This window comes from Spirillospora sp. NPDC048823, assembly GCF_043198445.1.
Classification (GTDB): Bacteria; Actinomycetota; Actinomycetes; order Streptosporangiales; family Streptosporangiaceae; genus Spirillospora.
In genome coordinates this window covers 220,968-238,459 of the sequence record NZ_JBICUT010000002.1, presented here as the reverse complement: position 1 = coordinate 238,459, position 17,492 = coordinate 220,968, and the positions used below count along the sequence as shown (strand labels likewise).

The following is a 17,492-nucleotide window of genomic DNA, read 5'->3' as shown; positions in this document are numbered from 1 at the left end:
GGAGGGACGTCCGATTTGCCCCATCCCGGGTCGTCTAATGGCAGGACTGGGCGTTTTGGTCGCTCATATGGGGGTTCGAATCCTCCCCCGGGAGCACGTTTGCCCGAAGTGTCGGACGCTGCAGAGCCTGACTCACTGAGACGGCGTTCGATCCGAAGCCGCCTCATCGCATCCTCTGAGCGGGCAGCCAGGCGAGCGAGGCAGCCTCCTGGCCCAGCATGGCAGCGAAGGCCCACCCTTCGATTCGTCGATATAGGTCCGCACTCTGGTTGACGGTGATGAGCAGGCAACCCCCTCACCAGATCGGCCGTCTCGTGGATGTGCAACCGGAACCGGATGTGCCTGGTGGGTGCTCCGGCCACCCACAGGAAGCGAAGCATGCCGCCCAGGCGTGTAGGGACGACGAGGCGGTCAAGGAAGGTTCCGTAACCACAGCGAACAGGTGCTTTTAGAGATGCCGAGCGCCTGCGCGATCTCGGGATAGGTCCAGCCTGCCAGGCGGAGCTGGACGGCCTTGGGCTTGAGCTCGTTTCGGACCTCGTCCGACATTGGTCCAGCCATTAGGTGACCATAGCACTTTTTTACTCTTTGTGCTTGATCCGCTACTTATCGCAATGCCGCGGGTCGGCAGTTATGTCCGGGATCGGTTTAGAACGTCTGGTACGGGCAACTCGTCTTGCGTGGTGCCCGGCCCGCGGCCGGGGTGCGGGCGGCACACCGGCGTCCACGGGGACGTGCCGGTTGACAGCACCAGTTGAAAGCAGGGGCCGTTCGCGGGAGGCGGCGCCGGCCGGTGGGCCGGCGAGCGAACCTTCGTCGAGCGTCGAGCGTTGATGCTGGTGAGGGCCATTTCGTCACCCTTCCGCGACGGTCTGAGATTCATCTGTTCCGCAAGAGGGTTTTGTGGCCCATGAGGCAGTTTCCCACTTAATTTACGGTTCGGCAGGTGCTACCTACGGTTCCGTAGGTTACGTTGGCGTAGGTAAGACTGCCCCTAGTCGCACAGGAAGTGGTGACGCATGACAACGGCTCCAGCCATGGATCCCCCTCGTCCACAGCGGCGTCCAGAGATCGAACCCGAGCCCAGAGGCAACGCCGAACGCCTGCTCATCGCCGTGTTCACCGGTGTGCCGTTCCTGGCCTTGTTCGCGGCCGTGCCGCTGGCCTGGGGACACTTCCTCGGCTGGACGGACGTCGTGCTCGTCGCGGTGTTCTACGTGCTGTCCGCCGGGGGGATCACGGTCGGGTACCACCGGCACTTCACCCACGGATCGTTCAAGGCCAGGCGCGGCCTGAAGATCTTCATGGCGGTGGCGGGAAGCCTGGCCATGGAGGGGCCGGTCATCACGTGGGTCGCGGATCACCGGCGTCACCACAAGTACTCCGACAAGGAGATGGACCCGCACTCGCCGTGGCGGTTCGGCACCGACTGGAAGGCGCTGGCGAAGGGGCTGGCGTGGGCGCACTACGGCTGGCTGTTCGACGCCAACCGGACGTCCAAGGAGCGGTTCGCCAAGGACCTGCTGAACGACCGGGACCTCAAGCGCATCCACCTGGCGTTCCCCGGGCTGGTGGCGGTGTCGTTCCTGCTCCCGGCGGCCATCGGGGGCCTGGTGACGATGTCGTGGGCCGGGTTCCTGACGGCGCTGTTCTGGGCGGGTTTCGTGCGGATCACGCTCGTCCACCATGTCACGTGGTCGATCAACTCGATCTGTCACACGTTCGGCAATGAGGACTTCGAGGTTCGCGACAAGTCCCGGAACGTGTGGTGGCTGGCGATTCCGTCGCTGGGCGAGTCGTGGCACAACCTGCACCACTCGGACCCGACGTGTGCGCGTCACGGCGTGCTGAAGAGGCAGGTCGACATCAGCGCGCGCATCATCTGGGCGTTCGAGAAGCTGGGTCTGGCGTACGACGTGCGGTGGCCGAACGACGACCGGCTCGCGGCGAAGCGCACCAAGCAGGCGGTTTGACCGCCACAATTGATCCCGTGACGGAACCCGCCCCCAGGCCCCGCAGAAAGCGGATGACCGGCAAAGAACGCCGTGAGCAGCTCCTCGACATCGGCCGGGCGCTGTTCGCCGAGCGCGGCCTGGACGGCACGTCGGTGGAGGAGATCGCCTCCGCGGCCGGTGTGTCGAAGCCCGTGGTGTACGAGCACTTCGGCGGCAAGGAGGGGCTCTACGCGGTCGTCGTCGACCGGGAGTTCGAGAGCCTGCTGAGGCTCGTCACGGACGCGCTGAACTCGGCGATCCATTACCGGGGGAAGCTGGAGAAGGCCGCCCTGGCGCTCCTGGAGTACATCGAGGAGCATCCGGACGGGTTCCGGATTCTGGTGCGGGATTCTCATGGCGGGACGGGTACCGGCAGTTACGCGAGCCTGCTGAGCGAGATCGCCGGCGAGGTCGAGCATGTGCTCGCCCAGGAGTTCGACCGGCACGACTATGACGACAAGTTCGCGCCGATGTACGCGCAGATGCTGGTCGGCATGGTGGCGATGACGGGCCAGTGGTGGCTGGACGTCCGGAAGCCGCGTCGTGAGGATGTGGCGGCGCATGTGGTGAATCTGGCCTGGAACGGTTTGGCGGCGTTGGAGCCGAGGCCGTCGCTGGATCCGCGGCGTCGCCGCAAGGAGTTGGAGCGCCGGGAGCGGCGCGCGGAGAAGGCGGCCGCGAAGGCGGAGAAGGCCGAGGAGAAGGCCGCGGCGAAGGCGGAGAGGGCGCACCGCAGGGGCCGCCGCGAGGTCGAAATGGACGGTTTCGCCGATCCGCCGGTGTGATCCGTCAGTGTGATCCGTCAGTGTGATCTATCGGTGTGATCTATAGGTGTGACGAGGGGCCCGGTGGGACGGCGGCGCCGATGTGGCAACCGGTGGCCGCCCGGAGTTCGTCCGGGCGGCCGCCGGCCAGGGGTCGCCGGCTTCGGGTTGCGAGGCCGGGATTCGCCGGAAGCCGCCCGCCCGTCCGAGCTGGCACACCGCAGGGGAACGAGTAGCTTCCCTCGGCGGGCGGGCGGCGTCCCGTCTATGGGGTTGTCCGTCTGGCGATCACGAAGATCCTCCGGAACGGGTACACGGTGCCGTAGGGAGCGGCGGGGTAGGCCTGCCGCAGTGCTTCCCCGTAGGCGGTGAGGAATTCGGCTGTCTCGCCGGGGTCGAGGGCGGTGAGGACGGGGCGCAGCGTGGTGCCTTTGACCCACTCCAGGACGGGGTCGTCGCCGTGGAGGACCTGCGTGTAGGTGGTCTCCCAGGCGTCGACGGCGTATCCGTGGCGGGTGAGGAGGTCGAGGTAGCCGGCCGGGTCGAGGACGGGGGCGTCGTGCTGGAGGGCGCCCAGTTTGCGGCGCCATCTGTCCGAGCGGCCCAGTTCGCGGAGCAGGACGTGGCTGGGTGCGTCGAAGTTGCCGGGGACCTGGAAGGCGAGGCATCCGCCGGGTGCGAGGGCGCCGGCCCATCGGGGCAGGAGGTCGGTGTGCTCGGCAATCCATTGCAGGGCGGCGTTGCTGACGATGAGGTCGACGGGGCGTTCGGGTCGCCAGGTGGTGATGTCCGCGACGCGGAACCTGAGCCGTCCGGGGATCTCGTGTTCGCGGGCACGGGCGATCATTTCGGGTGAGCTGTCGAGGGCGTCGACGGCGGCGTGGGGCCATCGTCCGGCGAGGGTGGCGGTGAGTTCGCCGGTTCCGCATCCGAGGTCGGTGATGCGGGCGGGGTCGGTGCCCGCGGCGCCGAGGCGCGCGGTGAGTTCGGCGAACGGCCTGGCCCGTTCGCCGCCGAAGGCCCCGTACTGGGCGGGGTCCCATACGGCCGCGGCTTGTCTCGACATCAAGAGAGAGCATGCCCGACGTATATCTTGATGTCAAGAATTCTTGGGTCTAGGTCGAATGACGGATCCCTCGCCGGTGGGGGCGTTCGTAAGGTCGGTCTCATGGAACTCGGAGAAGGCGGATGGGCGCTGGTGCTCGGGCCCGGCGGGCCGGTGGGGACGGCGTGGCTGACGGGCCTCGCGGCCGGGCTGCGGCGGGCGGGCATGGATCCGGCGGCGGCGGATGTGATCGTCGGGACGTCGGCGGGCGCGATCGCCGGGGCGGCGATCGCCACCGGGCGTGACCTGGCGGAACTGGCGGAGCTTCCGCTCTCGGACATCCCGCGGGCGGCGCCGGACGGTTCGGTGATGGCCAGGGTGTTCGAGATCGGCCGTGCCTCCGATCTGGACCCGGACGAGATCAGGCGGCGGATCGGGCGGCTGGCCCTGGAGGCGGAGGCGCTGACGGAGGAGCGGCACCGGGCGAGTATGGAATTCCTGGTGGGCCGATCAGCCGTGGCCGGGCAGCCCGGAGGGGCGTCGCCCCGGAACCAGACGGACGAGTGGCCCTCGGGGCGGCTGCTCATCACTGCGGTGGACGTCGAGTCGGGCAAGCCGGTCGTGTGGGACGGGACGAGCGGTGTCCCGTTGACGGCGGCCGTGGCGGCGAGCAGCGCCGCGCCCGGGTTCGCGGAGCCGGTGACCATCGGTGGCCGGCGGTACATGGACGGCGCGTTCGGCGGCGGGTCCAACGTGGGTCTGGCGAAGGGCGCCGGCGCGGTGGTGCTGGTCGAGCCCATGGCGCACATGTCCGGCGGCGCGGAGGCCGACGTGCGAATCGTTCCCGATGAGGGGGCGCTGGAGGCGTTCGGGGAGAACGTCGGTGACCTGACGCGGTGGGCACCGGTCTACCGGGAGGGGTTCCGGCAGGCGGCGGAGGCGGCGGAGCGCATCAGGCCCGTGGCCGGTGTCCCGGGCGGGTGATGAGCCCGCGGTCGAGGGCGACGATGACGGCGTGGGTGCGGTCGCCGACGTCGAGTTTCGCGAAGACGCGCAGGAGGTGGGTCTTGACGGTGGCCTCGGCGATGACGAGGCGCCGGCCGATGTCGGCGTTGGAGAGCCCGTCGGCGACGGCGTTCAGCACGTCGATCTCCCGGGCGGTCAGCGCGGGCGCGGCGGGCCGCCGCATCCGGGCGACGAGTTTCTCGGCGACGCGGGGGGCGAGGACGGTCTCGCCGCGCGCGGCGGCGTGGATGGCGTCGACGAGCTGGTCGCGGGTGGTGTCCTTGAGGAGGTAGCCGATGGCGCCGGCCTCGATGGCGTGCTCGATGTCGTCGTCGGTGTCGTAGGTGGTGAGGACGAGGATCCGGGTGCCGGTGGTTCCGGCGGCGATCTCGGTGGTGGCGGCGACGCCGTCGAGGACGGGCATGCGCAGGTCGAGGAGCGCCACGTCGGGGCGGAGGCGTTGGACGAGCGCGATGGCCTCGCGGCCGTCGCCCGCCTCGCCGACGATGTCGATGGTGGGGTCGGCGGCCAGCAGCGCGACCACGCCGGCGCGCATGACGGTGTGGTCGTCCACGACGATGATCCGGACCCTGCCGCCGCCGGTCATGCGGTCTCCTCTGCGGTCTCCTCTGCGAGGACCTCTGCGCGGATCTCTGCGGGGATGGTGGCGAGGATGCGGGTGCCGTCGCCGGGTGAGCTGGTGACGGTGAGTTCGCCGCCGAGTTCGGCGAGGCGGCGGCGCATGCCGTCGAGGCCGAAGCCGCGGGAGTCCTCGACGGAGAATCCGCGTCCGTCGTCGGTGATCTCCAGTTCGATGCCGTGGGGGTGGCGTTCGAGGACGACGCCGACGGTGCCGGCGGCGGCGTGTTTGCGGACGTTGGCGAGGCTCTCCTGGGTGCAGCGCAGGAGCGCGATGCGGGTGGTCCGGTCGCAGTCGATGTCGGGGAGGTCGGCGGTGACGGTGAGCCCGGTGTCCTGGGTGAACCGGTCGAGGGTGCGGCGCAGCGTGCGGGCGACGGAGCCGGAGGCGACGCTGTCCTGGGCGGCCGAGCCGACGAGGACGCGCGCCTCGGCGAGGTTCTCGCGTGCGGTCCGCTCGATCGAGGTGAGCTGCTGGGCGGTCCTGCCGGGTGCGGTGGCGAGGCCGTTCCGGGCCGCCTCCGCGAGGACGACGATGGACGCGAAGCCCTGCGCGAGGGTGTCGTGGATCTCGCGGGCCAGCCGTTCGCGTTCGTCGGCGGCGCCCTGGCGGCGCTGCGCCTCGGCGAGCCGCCGCTGGGCGTCCTCAAGGTCGGCGGCCAGGAGGCGGGCGCGTTCGTCGCGCTGGCCGACGACGCGGTGCATCCAGAGTCCGAGGAGGACGGCGGCGGCGTAGCCGATGAGGGTGGCGATGGAGTTGCCGGTGAGGAGTTCGGCGAGGTGGCCCCGCCCGGCGGTGTCGCCGGCGACCGCGGCCGCGGCGGCGGCGCCGCTGAGGGCGACCGCGCGCCGCGGGCTCCCCGCGAAGATCCAGAAGTGCGGGAGCGACACGATGAGGAGGGAGGCGGCGCCGTCCATCAGGTAGGAGACGCCGCCGATGCCGGCGATGAGCAGGGTGAGGAACGTGTGGCGGCGGATCCCGGGGCGGCCGGGGAGCGTTCCCGTGATCGGGTAGCCGAGGGCGAGCACGGACAGCAGCGCCAGCGTGGTGGACCGGGCCGGGGCCGGCTGGTCCCAGACGCCGATGGCGGACGGGATCAGTCCCAGGAGCACCCAGAGGGCGGCGTACCACCGGATGAGCGCCTGTGTCTGGAGCCGGTCGCCGGGCTGTGGCCGTTGCTCCATGGAGGTCAGCCTACTTTTTCGAGGGGCGTCCCGCCCGCGGGGGATCCGGCGGTGGTGCCCGGTGCCGGGCGGGACGGCCACCAGCTCCTGTCGCCGAGGAGCAGCATCAGCGACGGCAGGATCACGATCCGGATGACGACGGCGTCCAGCAGGACGGCGACCGCGAGCGCGAAGCCCATCTGCTTCATCTCCAGGATGTGCAGGGGGACGAAGCTGGCGAACACCGTGACCATCACGAACGCGGCGCTGGTGACCACGGCGGCGGAGCCGCGGATCCCGCCGAGGACGGCGTCGCGGGTGGGGACGCCCCGCCGGGCCGCCTCCCTGATCCGGCTGATCACGAAGACCTGGTAGTCCATCGAGAGGCCGAACAGGATCACGAACAGGAACAGCGGGACCCGGGAGCCGATCGAGCCGGTGGAGGTGAAGTCGAGCAGGCCCTCCGCCCACGTTCCCTGGAAGACGAGGGTGAGCACGCCGAGCGACGCGCCGGCGGACAGGAGGTTCAGGACCACGCCGACCAGGCCGAGGGCGATCGAGCGGAACGCCAGCACGGTCATCGCGAACGTCGCCAGCAGCAGCGCGCCGACGACCAGCGGCAGCTTGCGTTTCTGGTGGTCGGGATAGTCGGCGTAGCGGGCGACGTCGCCGGTGACGGCGGTCTCCACGTCGAGTGTCCCGAGGGCTGCGGGCACGTGGTCGTGACGGAGCGTCTCCAGGGACGACTGCGCCTCGGCCGAGCTCACGTAGTGGGGGACGGCGAGTTCCAGGAGGCTGATCCGGCCGTCCGGTGAGGTGCGCAGCTCCGAAGTGCCGGCGAGCCGGGCGTCGTTCCTGGCGTGCCGGGCCAGGTCGCGGAGGGCGGCGGTCACCTCGTCCGTGCGGTCCGGGCCGGAGCGGACGACGATCTGGTGCATGGCCTTCAGGTCGGGGAACGCCGCGGTCAGCCGGTCGTAGGTCCGCATGGCCGGGATGTCCCGGGGGTGGGTTTCGCGGCCCATGTCGGTCAGGTTGATGCTCAGCAGCGGCGCGGCGAGGGCGAGCATCACCGCGACGCCGGCGAGGAGTGTCGCGGCGGGGTGCCGGCCGACGGGCCGCAGCATCGCGGACGTGATGCGGCCGCCGTCCTTCGACTTCGGCGCCCGGGCGGTCTTGCCCCGCCGGGCGCGGCGTGCGGCGCGGCGCTCCGCCTGCCGGCCGAGCACGGCGAGCAGTCCGGGCAGGACGGTCAGGGAGCTGACGACGGCGACGAGGGTGACGACGATGGCCGCTGTGGCGATGGAGGAGAAGATGACGTCGTCGGCGAGGTAGAGGGTGGCGCTCGAGACGGCGACCGCGAATCCTGACAGGACGACCGCCCGCCCGGACGTCGCCGCGGCGAGTTCGACGACGGCGCCGGCTGAGAGCCGCCCGCCGGACCGGACCCGTTCCTCCCGTTCCCGCTTGAGGTAGAAGAGGGTGTAGTCGACGCCGACGGCCATGCCGATGAGGAGGATGACGCTGGTGCCGATGCCCGCGTCCGGGAAGACGTGCGAGGCGAGCATCGACAGCCCGACGGCCGCCGTGATCGAGGTCAGCGCCAGCAGCAGCGGCACGGCGGCCAGCGACACCGACCCGAACACGACCAGCAGGGTGATCAGCGTGACGGGGAGCGCGATGACCTCGGTGCGGGACAGGTCCTCGCCGCGCAGTTTCTCGACGCCCTTGCTGATGGACGGGCCGCCCGTCTCCTCGACGCGGACGCCGGGATGGGCAACCTGGACCTCGGCGGTCTGCGCATGCAGGAGGTCGACGTGGTCCTTGCCGTCGAGTTCGGGGCCGCGCAGGGTGACCTCGACGCGGACGGCGGTCCCGTCGCCGGCCCGGACCGGCGCGGACACCGACTCGACCTCGGGCAGCCGTTCCATGCGGGCCGCGGCGTCGCGGGCGGCGGCGTCGGCGGCGGACGCGTCCAGGGGCCCGGTGCCGGGGCGGGCGGTGATCAGGATCTGCTCGACGGGCCTGCGCTGCAGACCGCCCTCGGCCGCCATCGCCTCCGCCCGGCCGGCCTCGCCGATCCGGAAGTCCTCGGTCGTGGCGGCCTGGCCGCCGATCGAGATGCCGGCGCCGAGGCACAGCGCCACGAACAGGAACCACCCGGCGATCGCTCGCCAGGGATGCCCGGCGCTCCACCGGGCCATGCGCACAGGAAGGTTCGTCATGACGTAAATGCTGGTCGCGGGGTCATGCCGACCGGCAGGCTCGTCCGGTTGAACCTGGTGTCCACCGATCGGTGGACATCGCCCCCGGTCGGGCAGTGTTTCTCGATATCAAGACAGGTAGGGTGTCGGCATGCACGATGAGGTGGACCGGCTGGTCGAAGCGTGGAACACCGAGCGTCCGGACCTTGACGTCCGGCCGCTGCAGATCCTCAGCCGCGTCTCCCGGCTGGCCCGGCACCTCGACCGCGCCCGGCGGGCGGTGTTCGTGGACCACGACCTGGAGTCGTGGGAGTTCGACGTCCTCACCGCGCTGCGCCGGGCCGGGGCCCCCTACCAGCTGAGCCCGGGGCGGCTGCTGCGGGCGACGCTGGTGACGTCCGGCACCATGACGAACCGCATCGACCGGCTCGCGGCGGCGGGCCTCGTCGAGCGGCACCCCGACCCGCAGGACAAGCGCGGCGTCCTGGTCCGCCTCACCGACGCGGGCCGGACGCGGGTGGACGCCGCGTTCGCCGACCTGCTGGGCCGGGAGCTGGCGATACTGGAGAGCCTGAGCCCCGACCAGCGCGACGTCCTCGCCGGCCTGCTCCGCACCCTCCTCATCCCGTTCGACAAGGACACCGAACGCCACTAGGCGGCGGCACCACGAACGACGGTGCACCCCGAACGACGGTGCACCCCGAACGACGGTGCACCCCGAACGGCGCGGCGTCATGACGCCAGGGCGGTCTCCAGGGCGGCGGCGAGGCCGCAGAGGCGTTCCTCGCCGCCCGCGGGGCCGATGAGCTGGACGGACGCGGGCAGATGCGACCCCGGCACCGGGACCGGCAGCGCGAACGCCGGGAGGCCCGCGACGTTGATCTGGCCGGTCAGCGTGGTGAGCAGAAGGTCGGAATGGTCGTCGTCGCCGGGTTCGGGCGTGACGACGGGCAGGACGGGCAGGGCGATCGCGGAGTGCCGGGTGAGGATCGCGTCCAGCTCCGCCCTGATCGACTCGCGGACGCCGGCGGCCCAGCCGAGACGCCCGGCGGTGGCGACGTCGTGCAGTTCGTGCAGGCGCCGGTGGATGCGTCCGCTCATCTTCGGCGGGTCGCCGACCAGGTGGCCGTTCTGCCGCCACCCCTCGTCGGCGACGTAGAACCCGTTGGCCGCGGCGGCGTCGTGGTAGTGCTCGGACGTCACGTCGGTGATGGGGCCGAGGCGGCGCAGCGCGTCGTCGACGGCCGCGTCGATCGCGGGGTCGATCTCGAAGGCCGGGCCGCCGAGGCGCAGGCGCGCGACGGTCATGGACGCGTCGTACGGGACGGGCGCGAAGCCCGGCTCGATGAGGCTCATTCCGAGGACGACGGCGGCGACGTCGCGTCCCATCGGCCCGACCGTGTCCAGCGTCGGGGACAGCGGGTAGACGCCGTCGAGGGAAACGCGCCCGCTCGTGGTCTTGAGGGCCGCGATGCCGCAGCACGCGGCGGGAATGCGGACGGAGCCCGACGTGTCGGTGCCGAACGCGACGTCGGCCTCACCGGTCGCGACGGCGACCGCGGACCCGCTGGACGACCCGCCCGGGACGCGGGACGGGTCGAGCGGGTTCACCGGGGTGCCCGTCCACGGGTTGACGCCGTCGGCGGCCACGCACAGCTCGTTGAGGTTCGTCTTCCCGGCGACGCGGGCGCCCTGGGCGCGGGCGGAGGCGACGACGGGCGCGTCCGCGGCGGCGGGTTCGGCGCGTTCCGCGACGGCCTGGCAGCCCGCCGTGGTCGGCAGCCCGGCGACATCGATGGCGTCCTTGACCGCGAGCCGGGGGCCGTCACCGGGCTCGTCCGTCCTGATGATCCATGTCGTCATCCTGGGATCATCCCCGGTCTGACCTGGGAATTCCAGTCGGGGTCAGCCGATGTCCTCGGCGAGCATCAGCCACTCCTCCTCGACCCTGGCGGCCTCGGCCTGGATCTCCTTCAGCCGGCCGTCCAGCTCCTGCAGCTTGGTGTAGTCGGTGGCGTGCGCGGCCAGCTGCTCGTGCAGGCCGGCCTCCTGGCCGGCGAGTTTCTCCAGGCGGCGTTCGAGCCGGTCGAGCTCCTTGCGGGCCTTCCAGTCCTGCCCGCCGGCCTTCGGCTTGGCGGACGCGGACGCGGGCGCGACCGTGTCCGCGACTCTGCCCGCGCCCCTGCCCGCAGGGGCGGCCGTCCGCTCGGGTGCGGCGGGCCGGTCGGGACCGGCCGGCTTGGGGGCGGTGCCGGCGGCGCGGCGTTCGAGGTACTCGTCCACGCCGCCGGGCAGGAGCGACACGCGGCCGTCGCCGAGGAGCGCCACGACATGGTCGGTGATGCGCTCCAGGAAGTACCTGTCGTGGCTGACGACGACGAGCGTCCCCGGCCAGCCGTCCAGGAGGTCTTCGACCTCGGTGAGGGTCTCGATGTCGAGGTCGTTCGTGGGCTCGTCGAGGAGCAGGACGTTGGGTTCGCCCATGAGTAGGCGGAGCAGCTGCAGGCGGCGCCGCTCGCCGCCGGACAGGTCGCCGACGGGCGTCCACTGGCGGTCGCTCTGGAAGCCGAGGCGTTCGAGGAGCTGGCTCGCCGTCCAGTCGCGTTTGCCGACGGTGATGCGGCGGCGGATCTCCTCCACCGACTCCAGGACGCGGCGGGACGGGTCGAGGTCCTCAAGGTTCTGCGACAGATGCGCGAGCTGGACGGTCTTGCCCTGGACCACCTTTCCCGAGACAGGCGGAACGGACCCGTCGAGCAGGCGCAGCAGGGTGCTCTTGCCGCTGCCGTTGACGCCGACCAGGCCGACCCGGTCACCCGGGCCGAGCCGCCACGTCATGCGTTCGAAGATGGTGCGCTGGGCGTCGCCCTCCCCGAGCTCGACCGTCGCGTCCTCCACGTCGTAGACGGTCTTGCCGAGCCGCGCGGTCGCGAACCGGGTCAGCTCCACCGAGTCGCGCAGCGGCGGCTCGTCGGCGATCAGCGCCTGCGCGGCGTCCACCCGGAACTTCGGTTTGGACGTGCGGGCCTGCGGGCCGCGCCGCAGCCACGCCAGCTCCTTGCGCAGCAGGTTCTGCCGCTTGGCCTCGGTGGCGGCGGCGATCCGGGAACGCTCGGCCTTCGCCAGGACGTACGCGGAATAGCCGCCCTCGTAGCGTTCGACGCGGCCGTCGACGACCTCCCACGTCCGCTCGGTCACCTCGTCCAGGAACCAGCGGTCGTGGGTGACGATGAGCAGCGCGACCCTGCGGCCCTTCAGATGCCGGGCGAGCCAGTCGATCGCCTCGATGTCGAGGTGGTTGGTGGGCTCGTCCAGCAGCAGCAGATCGGACTCGGGGACCAGGAGCCGCGCCAGCGCGACGCGGCGGCGCTCACCCCCGGACATGCCCGCGAGCGGCGCGTCCAGGTCGAGGTCGGCGATCAGGCCGGCGAGGACGTCGCGGGCGCGGACGTCGCCCGCCCACTCGTGCTCGGCACGGTCGCCCAGCACGACGGACCGGACCGTCGCGTCCTCCGGGAACTCGTCCCGCTGCGCCAGGATGCCGAGGCGCAGGCCCCGCGCATGGGTGACGCGCCCGGCGTCGGGTTCGGTCTCCCGCGCGATGACGGACACCAGGGTGCTCTTGCCGCCGCCGTTGCGGCCGACGACGCCGACGCGGTCCCCCTCGTCCAGGCCGAGGGAGACGGCGTCGAGCAGCGGCTGGGGCCCGTAGGCCTTGGCGACGTTCTCAAGGTTGATCAGATTCACGACGCCACCCAGCCTATTGGCCCGGGCGAGCCGATCGTGCGGGCGGTCACCGTGCGGGCGGCCATCGTGCGGGCGGTCATCGTGCGGGCGGTCACGTGCGGGCGGTCAAGGCCCGGGCGGCGGCCCCGGCGGGGGCCCCTGTCCGGGCGGCGGGCCGTATTCCGGTGGGACCTGGCCGGGCGGACCGTATCCGGGGGGAGGGTTCCCGGGCGGGCCGTATCCGGGCGGGAGGCTCTGGTTCTTCCTCCGGCCCGAGGACGTGGCGACGGCGATCACCACGACCACGACGGCGAGCACGAGGACCAGCAGGGCGACTACAGCCAGCAGCGTGGCGAACGAAAACAAACGGGCCTCACAGATCGGGGGGAGCTCAGCGCACGGCAGGGGGCGACGCCGGCCCGCCCTCGCTCCGTGCCCCAAGAGTAGTGGCCTGCGGCCGCCGCGCCACCACCGAACCGGGCGCGTTGCGGCGGAGGGCGCGGTCGCGGCGCACGGCCAGCAGGACGAGCGTCGCCAGCATCGCGACCGCCACGAGAGCCAGGAGCCCGGACAGATACGTCATCGGTCCTCCTCGTCGGAGGGAATCGGTGTCACGGGTACAAGACGTCCGCCGCGGGCACGAAGTTCGCTTGTGTGACGAGCGCAGCTACCGCCGCCGTCACACCACGACCCGTCACACCACGAGCGTCACACCACGGTCGCGCCCGGGACGGGACCGGATGCCCGCAGCACTTGCGCGGCGACGCCCGTGGCGTCCAGCGCGACCGCGAGACCGGCCGCGTCCTCCTCGGTCTCGGCGAGGAACGCGCAGGTGGGCCCGGAACCGGAGACGACCGCGCCGGCCGCGCCGAGATCATGGCCGGCGTCCAGGACGCGGCCCAGCGACGGCCGCAGCGACAGCGCGGCGGCCTGCAGGTCGTTGGTCAGGGCGGCGCCGAGGCCCTTGGCGTCGCCGGTGGCGAGCGCCGTCATGAGCTCCTCGGACACGCTCGGCCGCGGCGCGCCCTCCCCTGCGGCCTCGCGGATCCGGTCGCATTCGGCGTAGACGGCGGGGGTGGACAGGCCGCCGTCGGCGGTCGCGAACACCCAGTGGAAGGTTCCGCGGGTGAGGGCGGAGGTGAGACGCTCGCCGCGTCCGACGCCGACCGCGGTGCCGCCGAGGACGGCGAACGGCACGTCGCTGCCGAGTTCCGCGCCGAGTTCCATCAGGTCGTCCCTGGCGAGGACGGGCTGCTCCCGGTCGTCCCACAGCCGGGCGCAGGCGACCAGCGCGGCGGCGGCGTCGGCGCTGCCGCCCGCCATGCCGCCCGCGACGGGGATGGCCTTGCGGATCCGGAGCGCGACGTGCGGCTCGACGTCCAGCCGCGCGGCGACCAGCCTGGCGGCCCTGACGGCGAGGTTGTCGTCATCGGCGGGGACGCCTTCGACCGCGACCCGCGAGTGCGGGGCGGCCTGGACGCGCACCTCCAGCCGCCCGGCGTGCGCGGCCGTGACCTCGTCGAACAGGGACACGGCGTGGAACACGTTGACGAGGTCGTGGTAGCCGTCATCGCGGGTCGGCCCCACGCCGAGCTGAAGGTTGACCTTGGCGGGGACGCGTACGGTCACTGCGCTCACGCCCGAAACCCTACGGCCTGTCGGTATCTCCGGTGACGTCCCCCCGGGGCCGGCGCCGCCGCCGGGGTCAGTCGCCGCTGGTCACCGGGAGGTTGCGGGGATTGAAGTAGGGGGTCGTGGCGAGCTCGCGGAGCGCGGAGAAGGCCTGCTTGTCGCCGGTCACCGAGTACGCGTGGCGCTTGTCGCGGGCGTTGTCGGCCAGCTCGTCGGAGTTGAAGTAGATGACGGCCTTGACCTGCGGGTCCTGGAGCGTCTTGGCCGCCTCACGGAGCCATTCGGCGCGGCGCTCACCGTAGGACTGCGGTACGCCGAATTCGGCGATCATGATGGGTTTGGGGCGGTCCCGTGCCCACTCCGTGAACGACTTCAGGTCCTCCGACAGGTCGCGGTAGTCGGCGCCGCCGCGCAGGGCGTCGGCGCAGATCCAGTCGACATGGTCGTCGCCCGGATAGAACGCGCCGGCGCCGGCGGTACCGCCGAATCCGCGGGCGGTGGGGCACCACACCCAGGCGACGTTGCGGACCTGCTCCTGTTCGAAGATCCGCCGCAGGTGCTTCCACGCCGCGATGAAGTCGTCGGGCGAGTGGACCTGTTTCCTCGCCGACGCCGCGTCCATGTTCCGCGACCAGCGCAGGAAGATCGGCTTGCCGAGGTCCTTGACCGCGCGGGCGCGCCGCTGGATCAGCTCGTCGTACTCGCCCTGGACGACCTTCCTGGTGTCGGCGCCGCCCCAGGTGAGCAGCAGGTAGCGGTTGCCGTCGACGACGGACTTCTCCAACCCCGCCGGGAAGTCGGACTTCCAGCCGCGGTAGCTGTGCACGACGTCGAGCCGCCGCCCGAGTTCCCCCTCGAAGCCGACGATCGGCGCCATGCCCGGCTTGCCGGCATCCTCACCGGACGGCGAATTCTCCGGCGAGCCGGAAGGGGACTCGGACGGGGACTCGGACGGGGACTCGGACGGCTTCGCGGACTCCTCCGGCGGCACCCAGGCCCCGAAGTAGGCGCCCTCCCCCGGCGGGACCGGCGCCACACCCGCCCGCGCCGTGGTCGTGATCTTCGGTGCCGCGCCCGCGCCGCCCCCGCAGCCCGCCGCCACCGTCGCGATCATCGCCGCGGTGGCGAGCAGGGCCGTCCCCGCGATCGGCAACCTCGCCCGCGCCGTCCGCGAACGCGCCTTCACCATCGACCTCCGCTCGTACCGATTCTCGGTGTCCCCGGGGCGATGTCCGCCCAGTCCACTCCGTCACACACCGGCTTCGTCCCACCTGCCGTACAGACACCGGCCGTGAAGACACCGGCGAAACACACCGGCGAAACACACCGGCCGTGAAACACATCCGCCGCGAGCACACCCGCATCGAACGCACCCGCATCGAACACACTCAGGGAGCCTCGGGATCAAATGCCCGGACTGAAGGACCATACTCGGCAATGCGGGCGAAGGCGGCCACGTCCAGAGCTTCGCCCCGCGCGCGCGGGTCGACGCCGGCGGCGCGCAGCGCCTCCTCGGCGGCGGCCGGGGACCCGGCCCAGCCGGCGAGGGCCGCCCGCAGCGTCTTGCGGCGCTGCCCGAACGCGGCGTCGATCACCGCGAACACCTGCTCGCGGGTCGCCGTGGTCGTCGGCGGCTCACGGCGGGTGAACGCGACGAGCCCCGAGTCCACGTTCGGGGCGGGCCAGAACACCGCGCGCCCGACCGCCCCGGCGCGGCGCGCGGCGCCGAACCAGGCGAGCTTCACCGACGGCACGCCGTAGATCCTGCCGCCGGGTGGCGCGACCATCCGGTCGGCGACCTCGGCCTGCACCATGACCAGCGCGGACCGCAGCGACGGCAGGGTCGCCAGCAGGTGCAGCACGACCGGCACCGCGACGTTGTAGGGCAGGTTCGCGACGAGCGCCGTGGGTTCCGGCCCCGGCAGGTGTGTGATCTTCATCGCGTCGGCGTGCACGACCTCCAGCCGTGCCGCGAGGCCCGGGGCCCGCGCCTCGGCCGTGGCGGGCAGCTCGGCCGCCAGCGCCGCGTCGATCTCCACCGCGACGACGCGCCGTACCGCCGGCAGCAGCGCCAGCGTCAGCGACCCCAGACCGGGCCCCACCTCGATGACGACGTCGCCGGGGCTCAGCCCCGCCGCCCGGACGATCCGCCGGACGGTGTTGGCGTCGATGACGAAGTTCTGCCCGAGCGTCTTCGTCGGCCTGATGCCCAGCCGCTCGGCCAGCTCCCGCACGTCCGCCGGCCCGAGCAGGCTCGATGTCTCCCCCACAAGACAAGTGTTCCAGCTCAGGAGAACAGGAACTTGCCGCAGTTGGGCCACTGCCCCTGCCAGCGGCCGTCCACCTTCTTGTAGAGGAGCTGCGCTCGGTAGGTCTGCTCGCCCGCGCTGGCGTCGGACGGCCTGCCCGTGCCGCCGACCGACTGCCACGTCGCCATGGAGAACTGGTAGAGCCCGTAGTACCCGGCCGGGTTCACGGCCTTCGGGTTGTTGCCGGACTCGCATTTGGCGAGCCCCTGCCAGTTCAGCCCGGCGGCGGCACCGCCGCCCGCCGACTGCGGGCCGACCGCGAGGATCCGCGCGACCGGCTTGCGCTTCACCTTCTGCGCCAGGACCTTCTTGACCTTCTTGACCTTGCCGTTCTTGCCCTTGCGCGGAACGTACGCCCACTTCACGATCTTGATGCCGGACTTGCCCTCGCGCAGCACCTTCTCGCTGAACGGCGGCACCGAGGAACTCTTCTTGCGGATCGTCTTGGCGGGCGTCTTGACGGTCTTCAGCTTCGGAGCCGACAGCAGCCGCATGATCTTCACGATGTCCCCGGCGGGCTGGTCGATGGCCGGTTTGACCAGGTCGTACCGACCCAGCGTGATCTTGGCCTGGTCGAGGACCTGCTGGACGGTCGCGCCGGTCGTCATCGTCTGCGTCTTCTCGCCGTCGACCACGATGAGGACCTGGCGCGGCGCGGGCGCGCTGGTACGGGGCGCGTCCGCGGCGGCCATGCTCTTCGGGTCCGTCCCGCCTCCGCCGCAGCCCGCCGCCATCAGCGCGGCCGCCACCAGGACGGGGACGGCGGGGGCCCGGGGGCCGCGACGCACGGAATTCCAAGACAAGAGGTTCCTCCAGGGGGCCGGGCTCGGGGGCGCCCGCTCAACGGCCAGAGATTAGAGCCACCCGCCCGTCCTCCGCCACCTCATCACCCACATGCGCCCCCGTCGCACCCAGAAATCGCCACAAAACGCGATCACTCGGGAACGGAACGCCAAGGTACCAGGCCCGTGATCCGTTGGCCGCCGACGGTCGGAAAGCCGCACATCCGCACC

General features: G+C 71.8%; 16 protein-coding genes and 1 tRNA gene. 5 read left to right on the top strand and 12 right to left on the bottom strand.

Translation table 11 applies throughout. The features are described from left to right. Positions 1-23 precede the first annotated feature (23 nt). A tRNA-Gln gene (locus tag ACGFK0_RS04710) sits at positions 24-94 on the top strand. 317 nt (positions 95-411) lie between these two features. Here ACGFK0_RS04710 and ACGFK0_RS04705 read toward each other — a convergent pair. Beyond that, positions 412-549 (bottom strand): helix-turn-helix domain-containing protein, encoded by a 138-nt coding sequence (locus tag ACGFK0_RS04705; RefSeq protein ID WP_392900132.1) that lies wholly within the window; start codon positions 547-549, stop codon positions 412-414. A gap of 470 nt (positions 550-1,019) precedes the next feature. Here ACGFK0_RS04705 and ACGFK0_RS04700 point away from each other — a divergent pair, with 470 nt between their 5' ends. Together ACGFK0_RS04700 and ACGFK0_RS04695 are read left to right on the top strand one after the other, a co-directional pair. Then, positions 1,020-1,973 carry an acyl-CoA desaturase gene (locus tag ACGFK0_RS04700; RefSeq protein ID WP_392900129.1) on the top strand — a complete coding sequence of 318 codons (954 nt, stop codon included), beginning with the start codon at positions 1,020-1,022 and terminating at the stop codon, positions 1,971-1,973. A 53-nt stretch (positions 1,974-2,026) separates the two neighbouring features. Continuing rightward, entirely contained in the window at positions 2,027-2,779 is a 753-nt protein-coding gene (locus tag ACGFK0_RS04695) for a TetR/AcrR family transcriptional regulator (RefSeq protein ID WP_392900126.1), read from the top strand. A 244-nt stretch (positions 2,780-3,023) separates the two neighbouring features. Here ACGFK0_RS04695 and ACGFK0_RS04690 read toward each other — a convergent pair whose 3' ends face one another. Next, entirely contained in the window at positions 3,024-3,824 is an 801-nt protein-coding gene (locus ACGFK0_RS04690) for a trans-aconitate 2-methyltransferase (RefSeq protein ID WP_392900123.1), read from the bottom strand. Positions 3,825-3,926: 102 nt separating this feature from the next. Here ACGFK0_RS04690 and ACGFK0_RS04685 point away from each other — a divergent pair, with 102 nt between their 5' ends. Next, on the top strand, positions 3,927-4,787 hold the full coding sequence (locus ACGFK0_RS04685; RefSeq protein WP_392900120.1) for a patatin-like phospholipase family protein: 861 nt from the start codon (positions 3,927-3,929) through the stop codon (positions 4,785-4,787). On the opposite strand, the gene ACGFK0_RS04680 is transcribed toward ACGFK0_RS04685, so the two are convergent. From ACGFK0_RS04680 to ACGFK0_RS04670, 3 genes are read right to left on the bottom strand one after another with little or no spacing between them, the layout of a single operon-like run. Next, complete coding sequence (locus tag ACGFK0_RS04680; RefSeq protein WP_392900117.1) at positions 4,756-5,415, bottom strand: response regulator; 660 nt, start codon at positions 5,413-5,415, stop codon at positions 4,756-4,758. The two genes, ACGFK0_RS04685 and ACGFK0_RS04680, sit on opposite strands and share 32 nt — an antisense overlap. Continuing rightward, complete coding sequence (locus ACGFK0_RS04675) at positions 5,412-6,632, bottom strand: sensor histidine kinase (RefSeq protein WP_392900115.1); 1,221 nt, start codon at positions 6,630-6,632, stop codon at positions 5,412-5,414. The genes ACGFK0_RS04680 and ACGFK0_RS04675 overlap by 4 nt, the downstream gene beginning before the upstream one ends. A gap of 5 nt (positions 6,633-6,637) precedes the next feature. Further along, a complete protein-coding gene (locus ACGFK0_RS04670) occupies positions 6,638-8,833 on the bottom strand; it encodes an MMPL family transporter (RefSeq protein WP_392900112.1) in 2,196 nt (731 codons plus the stop codon). A 130-nt stretch (positions 8,834-8,963) separates the two neighbouring features. Here ACGFK0_RS04670 and ACGFK0_RS04665 point away from each other — a divergent pair, with 130 nt between their 5' ends. Continuing rightward, positions 8,964-9,467 (top strand): MarR family winged helix-turn-helix transcriptional regulator, encoded by a 504-nt coding sequence (locus ACGFK0_RS04665; protein WP_392900109.1) that lies wholly within the window; start codon positions 8,964-8,966, stop codon positions 9,465-9,467. Between the two features lie 77 nt (positions 9,468-9,544). Here ACGFK0_RS04665 and ACGFK0_RS04660 read toward each other — a convergent pair whose 3' ends face one another. The 7 genes from ACGFK0_RS04660 to ACGFK0_RS04630 form a co-directional block, all read right to left on the bottom strand. Next, the gene (locus ACGFK0_RS04660) at positions 9,545-10,675 is read right to left on the bottom strand and encodes an amidase (RefSeq protein ID WP_392900106.1); all 1,131 of its coding nucleotides are present in this window, start codon (positions 10,673-10,675) and stop codon (positions 9,545-9,547) included. Between the two features lie 42 nt (positions 10,676-10,717). Further along, positions 10,718-12,559 (bottom strand): ABC-F family ATP-binding cassette domain-containing protein, encoded by a 1,842-nt coding sequence (locus tag ACGFK0_RS04655; RefSeq protein ID WP_392900103.1) that lies wholly within the window; start codon positions 12,557-12,559, stop codon positions 10,718-10,720. A gap of 370 nt (positions 12,560-12,929) precedes the next feature. After that, positions 12,930-13,121 carry a hypothetical protein gene (locus ACGFK0_RS04650; protein ID WP_392900100.1) on the bottom strand — a complete coding sequence of 64 codons (192 nt, stop codon included), beginning with the start codon at positions 13,119-13,121 and terminating at the stop codon, positions 12,930-12,932. Between the two features lie 125 nt (positions 13,122-13,246). Continuing rightward, on the bottom strand, positions 13,247-14,167 hold the full coding sequence (locus ACGFK0_RS04645; RefSeq protein ID WP_392901426.1) for a 4-(cytidine 5'-diphospho)-2-C-methyl-D-erythritol kinase: 921 nt from the start codon (positions 14,165-14,167) through the stop codon (positions 13,247-13,249). Between the two features lie 76 nt (positions 14,168-14,243). Beyond that, positions 14,244-15,359 (bottom strand): glycoside hydrolase family 26 protein, encoded by a 1,116-nt coding sequence (locus tag ACGFK0_RS04640; RefSeq protein ID WP_392900097.1) that lies wholly within the window; start codon positions 15,357-15,359, stop codon positions 14,244-14,246. A 199-nt stretch (positions 15,360-15,558) separates the two neighbouring features. Further along, positions 15,559-16,440: a 16S rRNA (adenine(1518)-N(6)/adenine(1519)-N(6))-dimethyltransferase RsmA gene (rsmA, locus tag ACGFK0_RS04635; RefSeq protein ID WP_392900094.1), complete on the bottom strand. Its 882-nt coding sequence runs from the start codon at positions 16,438-16,440 to the stop codon at positions 15,559-15,561. Positions 16,441-16,457: 17 nt separating this feature from the next. Next, positions 16,458-17,267, bottom strand: a complete 810-nt coding sequence (locus tag ACGFK0_RS04630) for a transglycosylase family protein (RefSeq protein ID WP_392900091.1) — start codon at positions 17,265-17,267, stop codon at positions 16,458-16,460. Between the last annotated feature and the right edge of the window lie 225 nt (positions 17,268-17,492).

Excerpts from the sequence above, each read along its gene's own strand:
- ACGFK0_RS04680 (WP_392900117.1), bottom strand. The coding sequence starts at position 5,415 with ATGACCGGCGGCGGCAGGGTCCGGATCATCGTCGTGGACGACCACACC.
- ACGFK0_RS04660 (WP_392900106.1), bottom strand. The coding sequence starts at position 10,675 with ATGACGACATGGATCATCAGGACGGACGAGCCCGGTGACGGCCCCCGG.
- ACGFK0_RS04685 (WP_392900120.1), top strand. The coding sequence starts at position 3,927 with ATGGAACTCGGAGAAGGCGGATGGGCGCTGGTGCTCGGGCCCGGCGGG.
- ACGFK0_RS04650 (WP_392900100.1), bottom strand. The coding sequence starts at position 13,121 with ATGACGTATCTGTCCGGGCTCCTGGCTCTCGTGGCGGTCGCGATGCTG.
- ACGFK0_RS04640 (WP_392900097.1), bottom strand. The coding sequence starts at position 15,359 with ATGGTGAAGGCGCGTTCGCGGACGGCGCGGGCGAGGTTGCCGATCGCG.
- ACGFK0_RS04700 (WP_392900129.1), top strand. The coding sequence starts at position 1,020 with ATGACAACGGCTCCAGCCATGGATCCCCCTCGTCCACAGCGGCGTCCA.
- ACGFK0_RS04670 (WP_392900112.1), bottom strand. The coding sequence starts at position 8,833 with ATGACGAACCTTCCTGTGCGCATGGCCCGGTGGAGCGCCGGGCATCCC.
- ACGFK0_RS04695 (WP_392900126.1), top strand. The coding sequence starts at position 2,027 with ATGACCGGCAAAGAACGCCGTGAGCAGCTCCTCGACATCGGCCGGGCG.
- ACGFK0_RS04705 (WP_392900132.1), bottom strand. The coding sequence starts at position 549 with ATGTCGGACGAGGTCCGAAACGAGCTCAAGCCCAAGGCCGTCCAGCTC.
- ACGFK0_RS04665 (WP_392900109.1), top strand. The coding sequence starts at position 8,964 with ATGCACGATGAGGTGGACCGGCTGGTCGAAGCGTGGAACACCGAGCGT.
- ACGFK0_RS04690 (WP_392900123.1), bottom strand. The coding sequence starts at position 3,824 with ATGTCGAGACAAGCCGCGGCCGTATGGGACCCCGCCCAGTACGGGGCC.
- ACGFK0_RS04675 (WP_392900115.1), bottom strand. The coding sequence starts at position 6,632 with ATGGAGCAACGGCCACAGCCCGGCGACCGGCTCCAGACACAGGCGCTC.